Genomic DNA, 11,586 nt, shown 5'->3' on the forward strand with positions numbered 1-11,586 from the left:
TCGTCGCGTATGTCCGGGTTGTCAGTTCTTACAGGACGGAGTCGGCACCGAACAGCGTGGCGCTGACGAGCGGGGCCATCGGTCCCCCGAGCAGCAGAGACAGGGCGGCATCGGGCACCTGGTTGGGTGAGCTGCCCCGGATCTGGCGCACGGCCTCGACGATCAGGCCGAACCCGTGCACGAACCCCTCGGCGATGTTGCCGCCGGCGGTGTTGAGCGGCAGCGAGCCCGACGGGGCGATGAGGTTCTCGAACCTCATCACCCGCGCCGCGTCCGGGCCGGGCGGGACGAGACCGAGGTCGATCAGCGACGCGACGGCGGGGCCCGAGAAGTTCTCGTAGACCTGCACCACGTCGACCTCGCCGGGCTTGACACCCGCGCCCTCCCACAGCCGCCGCACCATCGCGGGATGGAAGCCGGCGCTCGTGTAGGCGGTCTCGTTCTCGACGGACTCGGTCCACTCCGGACCCCCGCCCTGGACGGCGGAGAGGACGTAGGCGGGCTTCTGCCGCAGCTCGCGGGCCCGCTCGGCCGTGGTCACGATCACGGCACCCGCCGCGTCGTTCTCCCGGGAGCAGTCGTAGAGCCGCAGCGGCTCGGAGATCATCCGCGAGTCCGCGTAGACCTCCGGGTCCAGCGGCTTGCCGTACGCCACGGCGTCGGGGTTGTTCTGCGCGTGGTGGTAGGCGGCGGCGACCAGCGCCTCGAGGGCCGAGGCGGGCACTCCGTCGACCTCGATCAGGCGCTGGGTGCGCATGGCGCAGACCTGGGCGGGCGCGAACATCCCGTGGCCGGCCAGCAACGGGCCCATGTGCCCCTTGCTGTAGCTCTGCCTGCCCGCGTCCGCCTCGGAGATGCCGCGGTAGACGCAGACCATGTCCGCCTGGCCGGTCGCGACCGCCGCCGACGCGGCGTTCACGGCCGCGGCGACGCCACCGCCGCCGCCCCCCCACACCATGCTCGACCAGCGGATCTCATGGACACCGAGAGCCGCGCCGATCGCCAGGCCCTCGTTGTCGTCGTTGGCGTAGGAGGAGAACCCGTCGATGTCGTGCGCGTCGATGCCCGCGTCCGCGGCGGCGGCGAGGATGGCCTCGAGGGTCAGCTGCGCGGAGCTCTGTGTCGCCGAGCCTCGCTTGTGGAACGGCGTGTTCGCGATCCCGACGACGGCGGTCGAACCACGGAACGCCCGGTCTCTCGTGGTCATGCGAGCCTCCAGCGCAGGACGGGGTAGTTCGCCGGATCGGTGGGCTGCTCGATCTCGCCCTTGACCTCGGCGCCGATCCGGACGTCCGCGCCGTCGCCGTCCTGCAGGACGCCGAGGATGCGGCGGTTCCCGGCGGCGGGCAGCTCGACGTTCACCACGACGTAGGGCAGGTGTCCGGTGGCCTCCGGTGAGAACGGCTGCCAGGTGCGGGTCCAGGAGAAGATCCGGCCACTGGGCTCGACCACCGGCCAGTCCAGCTCGGGCGAGTGACAGCCCGGGCAGATCGGGCGCGGCGACCAGGTCCAGCGGTCGCAGCGTGGGCAGTGCTGGATCCGCAGCTCTCCCCGGCGCAGGCCCTCCCAGTGCGGGGCGTCGACCCCGTCGTCGGAGGGGTGGGCGGCGGAGGTCTGCGGCGGGGTGTCCGGCACGTTGCGCACCTGGGTGACGTACCAGGTGCCGTCCAGCTCGATCCATCGCGAGCGGAAGACCGCCTCGGTCTCGGTGCCGGTGTAGCGGATGTGGGCCTCGTACAGTCCGTCCGAGCCGGGTTCGAGGCTCAGCAGCTTCGCGGAGTGCATGCCCGCGGGCGGGCGGGCGGACGCCAGCAGCTGGCCGACGCGGTCGGCGCGGAAGTCCGCGAGGACCGTTGCGTTGTCGCCCGCGGCGGTCGCCTGGCCGTGTCGCTCGACGACCTCCGCCAGGTCCTGTGGCACCCCAGGGAACTCATTCACCAGCGCCTCCTTGCGCACTCCATGGTCATTCGGCACTCAGCGCACGGCCGGCAGCGGCTCGATCGTGCTGTTGCGCACCGTGTACTGCACGTCCGTCTGGTCGTGCATCAGGCCGAGACTGCGGGCCTCGTGGACCACCGGCCGGTCCTGGGAGTCGACGGTGATGATGCCTGCTCGCACGCCGCCGTCCCGGAGCTGCTCCAGCCCGGCCACCAGCAACGCCCGCACGAGCGGGTCGTCCTCGTGGTCGCGGTCGGCGTCCCGGGTCAGGACCGCGACGAGCCTGCCCGCCACGCCCCACTCGGTCGGCTCACCGGACTCCGGGTCGATCCACACCGCCCCGTCGGGGGCCTCGGCAGGGCCGCTGACCAGCAGCGTCGCGTCCGCGGGCGGCTGGTGGCGGGGGCCGTTCGCCGTCCACAGGTCCGCGGCCGCGAGACGCTCGGCCGTGCTCTGCGCCGCGCGCACCGCGATCCCGCCCGGCTCCGCGCCGGGGTCGATCTCCCGGCCCACCTTGAGGGGGACGACCAACTGCCAGCGGCGCAGCGCGGTCCTGATGCCGTAGCGCCGGAAGCGCAGCGACATGCGCAGCGCTGCCGGATGGTTGCCCCGCGCCCACACGCGCAGCGCCCGGACGCCGGTGCCGCACCAGCCCTCCGCCGACCCGAGCTCCAGGCCGATCTTCTCCACCAGCATCGTGGTGATCCCGCGGGAGCGGTACTCCGGCCGCACGACGTAGGAGACCTCGGCGGTCCCGGTGAGATCTCCGTCCTCGCCGTGCAGCGGCTCGATCCGCAGATAGCCGGCCAGGCTCGGGGCCAGTGGCACCGTGCGCCCCGACCGGTCGTCCGGCAGCAGCCAGACGAGCAGGCGGGTGGTGTCCGACTCCGGTTCGTCGTCGAGCGAGAGCTGCGGGAATCCCGCTTCGGCGTCCGCCTCGGCGGCGTCGCGCAGCATCTCGCGCAGCTCGGCCTCGACGTCCGACGGGAGACCCTGTCCGGGCGGGTACCAGTCGAAGTCGATCACTGGGCCAGCTTCTTCAGCTCACGGTGGAAGATCTGGTTGACGACCTCGTTGCGCCCCAGCAGCATCCCGCCCGCGTTGGCGCTGTTCATGCCGATCTGCGAGCTGCGCAGCAGCGGGAAGTCCTCCTGGTGCAGCACGGCGAGCAGGATCTTCCAGTTCTTCTCCCAGACCCGGTTCCAGCGCTCCTCGTCCCAGCCGGAGTCCTCGACCGTCGGGACCACCAGGCGCATCTCCATCCGGCAGCGGCCGGGGTCGGTCGGGTGCGGCCGGAAGGTGAGCAGCTCGAAGTGGTCCGGCTGGCGCAGCAACGTGCTGTTGGGCAGCAGGAAGTGGGTCTCGGTGACGTACTTCGACAGGTCCTCGTCCGCGGCGGGCGGCTCCTCGAGGTACTTGTCGATCGTCTTGCGAGGGGCGATGAAGCGGGCGTGGCGGCCGAAGTCCTCCACTGCCATGACGTTCGTGTGGATGTGCTTCGCCGCGGTGTTCGGATGCGCGTACTGGATGTGGTAACCGTCCAGGAACGCGTCCTGCATGATCTTCCAGTTCACCGGCTCGTCGAAGCCCTCGGACTGCGCCGAGACCAGCTTCTCCATGCCGTAGCCGGCGAGGATGTCGTCCATCTCCTTGCCGAGCCACGCGGCGACGTCGATGTCGGCCTCAGCGTCGTCGACGACCCACACGAAGCCGTGGCGCTCCTCGGTGGGGAGCTCGACCAGGCCGAACTTCGTGCGGTCGATCTCGCCGAACGTGTTGTCCCGGGTGATCGCGCGCAGCGAGCCGTCGATGTCGTAGGACCAGCGGTGGTAGCCGCAGGAGAACAGCCGGCAGCGCCCCTTCTCCTGCTCCTCCAGCATCGCGCCGCGGTGGCGGCAGAGGTTGACGAACGTCTTCACCGAGCCGTCCTTCTGCCGCACGATGATCACGTTGTTGCGCGGCAGCTGCAGCGTCATGAAGTCGTTCGGCTTGGGGATCTCGCTGCCGTGGCACACGATCGACGGCACCCGGCCGAAGACGAGGTCTCGCTCGTGCCGGGCGACGTCCGGGTCGATGAACTCGCTCGCCGTGAACCCGTTGATCCCGTCGAACTCGTCCGTCGAGTCGTTGCGGATGTGGTCCAGTGCCCGACGGATGCGATCGTTGCGGTACGCGAGGTCGGTGCCCTCCGCGTCGGGCGGGGTCTCGGTGGTCATCGCCGCCTCCTGGTGCTCCGCGCGCCCTCGCGCGTCGGCTCGGAAACTCGTTCGGGACTTATCCTACAGGCTCTAGGTTTATGGCGCGACCACTGGCGCGCCCACCTCTAGGCATCCAGCGTGAGCGTCGCCGACACCGCGCGCGACACGCACGGGAACATCACGTCGTTCTCGGCCTGCTCCTCGGGCGTGAGCAGGGAGTCCCGGTGCTCGGGGACACCGCCCAGCACGGTCGTCTCGCAGGTCCCGCATGTGCCCTCGCGACACGAGGTCTCGATGGTCACGCCCACCTCGGCGGCCGCGTCGACGATGCTCACCCCCGGCGCCACGGCGACCGTGACCCCGGATCCGGCGAACTCCACCTCGAAGGATCGGTCCTCGGCGGTCGCCGGGATCTCCTTGGGCGCGAACCGTTCCAGGTGCAGAGCACCCTTCGGCCACGGTGCGCAGCGTTCCTCGACCGCCTTGAGCAGCCCCTCGGGCCCGCAGCAGTAGACGAGGGTGTCCTCCGCGGGCGTGCCGAGCAGGGACCCCAGGTCCAGCAGGCCGACCTCGTCCTGCGGCGCCAGGGTGACCCGATCGCCGTAGCGCTCGGTCAGCTCCTCGGTGAACGCCATCGACGCCCGGGTACGGCCGCCGTAGGTGAGCGTCCAGTCCGCGCCCGCCTTCTCGGCCGCCGCGATCATCGGGATGATCGGCGTGATGCCGATGCCGCCCGCGACGAAGCGGTACGAGCCCGCCGGATCGAGGGCGAAGTTGTTGCGCGGCCCCTTGACGCGGACCGCGTGCCCGACTTCGAGGGCATCGTGCACGTGGGTGGAGCCGCCGCGGCTCCGCGGCTCCCGCAGCACGGCGACCTGGTAGCAGGTCCGATCCTGCCGGTCGCCACACAGCGAGTACTGCCGCACGAGGTCCGGCCCGAGGTGGAGGTCGAGGTGCGCCCCCGGGTCCCACTCGGGCAGGTCCTCGCCGGACACGGCCCGCAGGGTGAGCCGGACGACCCCGTCGGCGACCGCGTCGCGCGCGGTGACCTCCACGTCGATCTCGCGCTCGACTCCGCTACTCGTCCTGCTCACGGTCTCCCCTCACGGGACCGGACCGCCCCGCGGGGCGGTCCGGCCGTTGCTCGCGCCCGACTCAGACCCCGCCCTCGGAGTCGAGCGGCGACTCCGCACGCTCCGTCTCCAGGGCCAGCGCCCGTTCCGGGCAGATCTCCACGACGTGCCTGGCCCGGTCGACCTGCTCCGACGGCACCGGGTCCGCCAGGACGACCGGATCACCCTGGTCGTCGCAGTCCACGATCTCCGGCGCCGCTCCGTAGCAGAGGCCGTGACCGGCGCAGGCGCCCCGATCGACGGTCAGATGGACCACGGCTCAGCCCTGCCCGAGGTCCTCGGGGAACCAGATGGCGACCCGGCCCATGGTGCCGCCGTCCCCGGACGAGATGGTCTGACCCGAGGTGTACGCCGCGTCGTCGGACACCAGGAACAGCGCGATCTTCGCGTTGTCGATCAGCGACGGCGGACGGTCCAGCTTGAGCGGGATCGGGGTCACGCTCTTGTCCCACGGACCGGCGACCTCTTCGTAGGACTGGCCGACCACCGGCGCGCCCGCCTCCATGAGGAAGTTCGGGGACATGCCGTGGGTCGGCGCGATCGCGTTGACCCGGATGCCGTACTTGCCCAGATCCAGGGCGAGGCCGCGGACCATCGCGTTGATCCCGGCCTTGCTGGCCGAGTAGGACGGGATCTGGTGGTAGGCCTGCAGCGAGGCCGCCGAGGACGTCATGAGGATGACGCCGGCGCCCCTCTCGCGGAAGTGCTTGGTGACGTGCTTGGCGCACAGGAACGGCCCGGTGAGGTTCGTGGTGAGGACGTGGTTCCAGTCCTCGAGGTCGTAGTCCTCGAACTCGACGGCCTCACCGCCCATGACGCCGGGCACGCCGCCGCGGGAGACGATGCCCGCGTTGGCCCACATGATGTCGATCTTGCCGAACTCGTCCAGCGCCGTCTGCACGGTGCGCGCCACGTCGGCCTCGACCGTGGTGTCCGCCTGCACCGCGATCGCGGTCCCGCCCTGTTCGGAGACCAGCTTGGCGGTCCCCTCCGCGCGGTCCCCGTCGATGTCCATCACGACGATCGTGGCGCCTTCTGCGGCGAACAGCTGGGACGACTGGCGGCCCAGCCCGGACCCCGCGCCCGTGATGATCGCGACCTTGTTCTCGAGTCTGCCCATCGGGCGTCTCCTCTCTGAGACCGGTACGGACCAGCCGTACCTTATAGCTTTAGGTTAATCCTGTCGAGCGTCGTTCAGGACTTCGCGACCGGGGTGAAGAGCAGTGGCAGCCGGGCGAACCCGCGGACCTGGCTGGGCAGCACGACCGCCGGGTCCGCCGGGTCGAGGCGGTAGTCCGGGATCCGCTTGTGGATCTCCTCCATCGCGATCTTGAGCTCGATCCGCGCGAGGTGGGAGCCGATGCAGCGGTGCGGCCCGGACCCGAAGGTCAGGTGCCGGTTGGGCGTCCGCGCGACGTCCAGGGACGCCGGGTCGGCGAACTGGGAGTCGTCCCGGTTCGCCGAGCAGAGCAGCACGAGCACCTGGTCGTCCGCCTTGATGGTGACGCCACCGAGCTCGACGTCCTTCGTCGCCCGGCGACCCATCGCCACCTGGGCCTCGAAGCGCAGGACCTCCTCGACCGCCGCCGGGATGGCGCCCGGGTCCGCGATGATGCGGTCCCGCTGGTCGGGGTCGGCCGAGAGGTGGGTCACCATCCAGCACAGCGTCCCCTGGACCGTGTGCAGACCGGCGATGAGCAGCAGGAAGAACATCCGCGCCAGCTCTTCGTCGGTCAGGTTCCGCTCGACGCCCTCGGCGTCCTTGATCGGGGTGTTGATGATGGCCGTGGTGACGTCGTCGAAGGACTCCCCCTTGGCCTGCGCCTCCTTGCGCGCCCCGATGACCTGCATGAAATAACCGAACATCTGCATCGCAGCCTCGGTACGCGACTGGACGGCCTGCTCGGGGGTGTCCCCCGGCTTGCCGTTCATCGCGATCTCGGTCGCGGTGGTGAACGTCGGCGCGTCCTCCAGTGGCCATCCCATCAGCGCGAGGAAGACCGTGGTGGGCAGCTCGTGGGCGAACTGCTCCACGAACTCGACCTCGCCGTCCGACTCGAACCTCTCGATCAGCTCGACGACCAGCTCGCGGATGCGCGGCTCGAGGGCCTTCATCCGGCTCGGGTTGAACAGCGGCTGAAGCACCTGGCGGTACGAGGTGTGCTCCGGCGGGTCGAGCTCGATCGGCAGGAACTTCCCCTGACCGGCGTCGACCAGGTTGTTGGGGTAGCTGGAGAAGGTCTCGGGGTCGCGGAGCACGGCGTGGGCCTCGTCGTACGCGGTGACGAGCCAGTGGCCGTCGTAGCTGGGTGACCAGACGACGGGGCCGATCTTGCGCAGCTCCCCGGTCCGCTCCTGCATCCGGTCCACCGGCATCGTGAGCGCCGGGTCGTAGATGTCGAACTCCACGACCAGATCCGGTCTGATGTCAGCCTTCGTGGTGGGCATGGCACTCTCCTGTCCGGTCGACTGTGACCTGCGACTTTACAAACGACGTAAAGTGTCCGTTGGTAACGTAGCCAACCGGGTGAACGCCCGTACAGCCCCCATCGGAGGATGCCGTGCCTGATTCCGGACCGACCGTGGTCGACCTCTTCCGGCTGGACCACCGGGTCGCGCTGGTCAGTGGGGCCAGCGGCGGGCTCGGCGCCGGGTTCGCCCTGGCCCTTGCCGAGGCCGGCGCCGACGTGGTGCTCGCCGCGCGCAGGCTCGACGGACTGGAGAAGACAGCCGCAGCCGTGCGCGAGCGGGGCCGCCGTGCGCTGCCGGTGGCCACGGACGTCACGGACCCGGCGGCGTGCCAGGCCGTCGCGCAGGCCGCGATCGCGGAGTTCGGCCGCTTGGACGTGCTCGTCAACAACGCGGGGATCACCAGCGTGGTCCCCGCACTCAAGGAGGACCCGGCGGAGTTCCGCCGGGTGGTCGACGTCAACCTCGTCGCGGCCTACCAGCTGGCCACGGCGTGCGCGCGCGTCATGGAGCACGGCGGGAGCATCGTCAACGTCGCGAGCGTCCTCGGCCTGGTCAAGTCGGTGCTGCCACAGGCCGCGTACGCCGCCAGCAAGGCGGGCATGATCGGGTTGACCCGCGACCTCGCCCACCAGTGGACCGAGCGCAGGGGCATCCGGGTGAACGCCCTGGCGCCCGGTTTCGTCACCACCGACATGACGTCCCGGATGCCGCCGGAGATCCTCGACCGCTTCCTGGCGACGGCCTCGATGCCCCGGCTCGGTACCCAGCGCGAGATCGACGCGCCCCTGATCTTCCTCGCCTCGCCCGCATCGAGCTACATCACCGGGATCACGGTGGCGGTGGACGGCGGGATGTCCGGGCACTGACCACTATTCCCCCGTGGGGGGTTGCAGGACGGCGGAGCGCACCAGCCCCTCGATCTCGCCGTCGGTGAGAGCCCACTGCACGCGGGCGATCTCGCGGGTGTGTTCGCCCGCCATCGGGGCCGGCTCCAGCGGCGAGTCCGGGATCGACGAGAACCGGGCGGCCCTCGCCATGGCCGGGATCGGGCGCTTCAGCAGCGGGTGCGCCATCTCGTGGAACGAGTCCCGGTCGACCAGCTGGGGATGGGTGAGCTCGTCGGGCAGCCGGAGCATGCCCGCGGCGGGAACGCCCGCCGCCTGCAGCAGGTCGGCCACCTCGTCGGGGCCTCGCTCCGCGGTCCATTCACCGAGTCGCTTCTCGAGTTCGCCCCGCCGCTCCAGCCTGCCCTCGAGGGTGCGAAGACCCTCGTCCGCGGGCAGACCGGTGACCTCGGCGAGCCGCTCCCAGTCCGCGTCGTCCCGCGCGACGACGACACACCACTCGTCTTCCCCTGCACAGGGGAAGACCCCGGCAGGCGCGACCCCGGCACGACGGTTGCCCTCCGGCCCGACGCTCGCCGAGTCGAGCGAGGCCCGCGCCAGCGTGGGCCCGAGCGCCACGATCGCGGTGTCCGCCTGGGCGATCTCGATCGACCGCCCGGGCCCGTCCGCGCCGCGGCCGATCAGCACGGCCAGCGCAGCCACGGCCGCGACCTGGCCCGCGACGTGATCGGGGTACACGGTGGAGCCGTCGCAGAAGTCGTCCGTGGCGGGGTCCTGCCACAGGGCCGACACCCCGCACGACGCCCGCACCAGCGGGCCGTATCCCATCCGGGTCCGCCAGGGCCCGTGGCTGCCGAACGCGCTGCTGTCCGAGACCACGATGCGCGGGTTGATCTCGACGAGGTCGGCGTGGGAGAAGCCGAGCGACTCCAGCGTGCCGGGTTTGAAGTTGGCGACCACTAGGTCCGCCTCGCCGACCAGCCGTCGGAACAGCGCCCTGCCCTGGTCACTGCGCAGGTCCAGCCCCAGGCCGCGCTTGTTGCGTCCGCCCCAGGCGAACGAGGCGTTCATGCCGCCGCCCCTGCGGGTCTGGCGGAGTCCGTCGGGGAAGGCGGAGTTCTCGATCTTGATGACCTCCGCGCCCTGGTCGGCGAACGCCCGGCCCAGCTCGGCGCCGAACACGATGACTCCGAGGTCGAGGACCCGTAGCCCGGCGAGCGGCCGCTCCCCCGGCTCCTGGCGGGCGAGCCCCAGGTCGGGCGCGTCGCGCTCGACCGCGACGGGCAGGTCGTCGTGCTCGCCGGGCCGGGGCGCTCGCACGCGCAGGCCCGCCCGCTCGCCGTCGATCGACACGTAGCCGGTGGGCACCGTCGCCCGGAGCCCGTCGGCGATCTCGGCGGTGACCAGCGTGCCGGTGCTGCGCAGGTGCTCGGCCTCCAGCACCTCGGCGACGGTGAGCATCCCGCCGACGGGGACGCCGCGCCTGCTGCCCTCCAGGGTCAGCTCCTCGCGGGTCCGGCCGGCGAAGAGAGCCGTGATCAGCGGGTTCAGCCGGTCGGCGGCGTCGAAGCGAGCAGGGATGGCGTCGTAGCGGGGATCGGCGAACTCCTCCGGCTCGCCGAGCCACTCGAACATGGCCCTCCACTGGCGCTTGGCGAGCAGGCAGATGCGGACGTCGCCGTCTGCGCAGGGGAAGACGGGATAGAAGTTCGCGGCGTCCGGGCGGTCGCGAGGGAAGGACTCCGACCGACCCGCGGCCGCCGAGCCCTGGGCGCCGAACCCGGGGTCGAACCCGTGCACCACGGCTTCGAACGCCGAGACGTCCACGTGTTCCCCGACGCCGGTCCGCACCCGCTTCACGTAAGCGACCAGGGCGGCCCACGCGGCATGGACCCCGACTGTCTGCCCGACGAGTCCGGCGGGCGGCAGCAGCGGGGTGCCACCGGGCAGACCGGACCGGGACAACACGCCTCCGGCCGCGGCGAGCACGTCCTCGGTGGCGACGCGGTCCGCCCACGGGCCGGTCCGCCCGAAGTCGGTCACGGAGACCACGACCAGGGCGGGGTTCGCCGCCAGCAGGCCTGCGGGGGTGAGGCCGAGCGACGCCGCCTCGGCCGCGCCGAAGGACTCGAGCAGGACGTCGACGTGCCGCACCCGGCTCAGGAGGGCGGCCCGCCCGGACTCGTCGGCGAGGTCCAGCGTCAGACCGCGCTTGTTGGCGTTCCGCAGGGCGAAGCCGACCGCGTCGCTGCGGCCGGGCGACCCGCCCGGAGGCTCGACGCGCAGGACCTCGGCCCCGAGGTCGGCCAGGAACCGACCACAGGACTCGGCAGGACCCTCGCTGAGATCGAGCACACGGAGCGCGTGCAGGGGGAGCGTCATGGGCGTTCCCTTCTCTCGGGCTCCTCGGTGGAGCGCATGCCGCGCCGTGCCTCGTCGCCGGCGGGGACCGTGCCCACACGCCGGCCAGACCCGACCGGTCACCGACACGGCGTTCCGACCCAGGAGGCGCAGGAGTGAGCGATACAGCGTGACCACGGCCATCTCCTCGTCGTTGAGACAGATGACGTAATCTGTACCTAAAGGTACTAGGTTGAGGATCCGAAGGACAGCCGCACCCGTCGAGGAGGACGTGAGACTCGTGACGATCGAGGTACAGCAGACCGGTCCCGAGGTCCGCAGCCGGGACCGGGTGGTCATCCGGTTCGCGGGCGACTCCGGTGACGGTATGCAGCTCACGGGTGACCGTTTCACCTCCGAGACCGCGACGTTCGGCAACGACCTGTCGACGCTGCCGAACTTCCCGGCGGAGATCCGGGCTCCTGCCGGGACCCTGCCCGGGGTGAGCTCGTTCCAGCTGCACTTCGCCAACTACGACATCCTCACCCCCGGCGACCGACCCGACGTGCTGGTGGCGATGAACCCCGCCGCGCTCAAGGCGAACATCGCCGACCTGCCCAAGGGCGGGGTGTTGATCGTCAACACCGACGAGTTCACCAA

At 71.2% G+C, this 11,586-nt stretch carries 11 protein-coding genes; 2 read left to right on the plus strand and 9 right to left on the minus strand.

Annotated elements, in window-relative coordinates; all coding sequences use genetic code 11:
- Positions 1-28: 28 nt before the first annotated feature.
- The 8 genes from ABD993_RS14795 to ABD993_RS14830 form a co-directional block, all read right to left on the minus strand.
- Entirely contained in the window at positions 29-1,207 is a 1,179-nt protein-coding gene (locus ABD993_RS14795; protein ID WP_345417558.1) for a thiolase C-terminal domain-containing protein, read from the minus strand.
- Positions 1,204-1,938, minus strand: coding sequence for a Zn-ribbon domain-containing OB-fold protein (locus ABD993_RS14800; RefSeq protein ID WP_345417561.1), 735 nt, complete (start codon positions 1,936-1,938; stop codon positions 1,204-1,206). The genes ABD993_RS14795 and ABD993_RS14800 overlap by 4 nt, the downstream gene beginning before the upstream one ends.
- A 36-nt stretch (positions 1,939-1,974) precedes the next feature.
- Positions 1,975-2,964, minus strand: a complete 990-nt coding sequence (locus tag ABD993_RS14805) for a GNAT family N-acetyltransferase (RefSeq protein WP_345417564.1) — start codon at positions 2,962-2,964, stop codon at positions 1,975-1,977.
- Positions 2,961-4,154 carry an aromatic ring-hydroxylating oxygenase subunit alpha gene (locus tag ABD993_RS14810; RefSeq protein ID WP_345417567.1) on the minus strand — a complete coding sequence of 398 codons (1,194 nt, stop codon included), beginning with the start codon at positions 4,152-4,154 and terminating at the stop codon, positions 2,961-2,963. The genes ABD993_RS14805 and ABD993_RS14810 overlap by 4 nt, the downstream gene beginning before the upstream one ends.
- 107 nt (positions 4,155-4,261) lie before the next feature.
- Positions 4,262-5,230 carry a PDR/VanB family oxidoreductase gene (locus tag ABD993_RS14815; protein WP_345417570.1) on the minus strand — a complete coding sequence of 323 codons (969 nt, stop codon included), beginning with the start codon at positions 5,228-5,230 and terminating at the stop codon, positions 4,262-4,264.
- A gap of 61 nt (positions 5,231-5,291) precedes the next feature.
- Positions 5,292-5,525: a ferredoxin gene (locus tag ABD993_RS14820; RefSeq protein ID WP_345417573.1), complete on the minus strand. Its 234-nt coding sequence runs from the start codon at positions 5,523-5,525 to the stop codon at positions 5,292-5,294.
- A 3-nt stretch (positions 5,526-5,528) separates the two neighbouring features.
- Complete coding sequence (locus ABD993_RS14825; protein WP_345417576.1) at positions 5,529-6,389, minus strand: SDR family NAD(P)-dependent oxidoreductase; 861 nt, start codon at positions 6,387-6,389, stop codon at positions 5,529-5,531.
- Between the two features lie 74 nt (positions 6,390-6,463).
- A complete protein-coding gene (locus ABD993_RS14830) occupies positions 6,464-7,717 on the minus strand; it encodes a cytochrome P450 (protein ID WP_345417579.1) in 1,254 nt (417 codons plus the stop codon).
- 113 nt (positions 7,718-7,830) lie between these two features.
- Between ABD993_RS14830 and ABD993_RS14835 the strand changes: the two genes are divergently transcribed.
- Positions 7,831-8,607 (plus strand): SDR family NAD(P)-dependent oxidoreductase, encoded by a 777-nt coding sequence (locus tag ABD993_RS14835; protein WP_345417582.1) that lies wholly within the window; start codon positions 7,831-7,833, stop codon positions 8,605-8,607.
- Positions 8,608-8,610: 3 nt separating this feature from the next.
- On the opposite strand, the gene ABD993_RS14840 is transcribed toward ABD993_RS14835, so the two are convergent.
- Positions 8,611-10,968 carry a CaiB/BaiF CoA transferase family protein gene (locus ABD993_RS14840; protein ID WP_345417584.1) on the minus strand — a complete coding sequence of 786 codons (2,358 nt, stop codon included), beginning with the start codon at positions 10,966-10,968 and terminating at the stop codon, positions 8,611-8,613.
- A 250-nt stretch (positions 10,969-11,218) separates the two neighbouring features.
- Between ABD993_RS14840 and ABD993_RS14845 the strand changes: the two genes are divergently transcribed.
- The coding region (locus ABD993_RS14845) for a 2-oxoacid:acceptor oxidoreductase family protein (RefSeq protein WP_345417587.1) at positions 11,219-11,586 on the plus strand (368 nt) is incomplete at its 3' end.

This window comes from Pseudonocardia xishanensis, from assembly GCF_039541715.1.
In the GTDB taxonomy this organism is placed as follows: domain Bacteria; phylum Actinomycetota; class Actinomycetes; order Mycobacteriales; family Pseudonocardiaceae; genus Pseudonocardia; species Pseudonocardia xishanensis.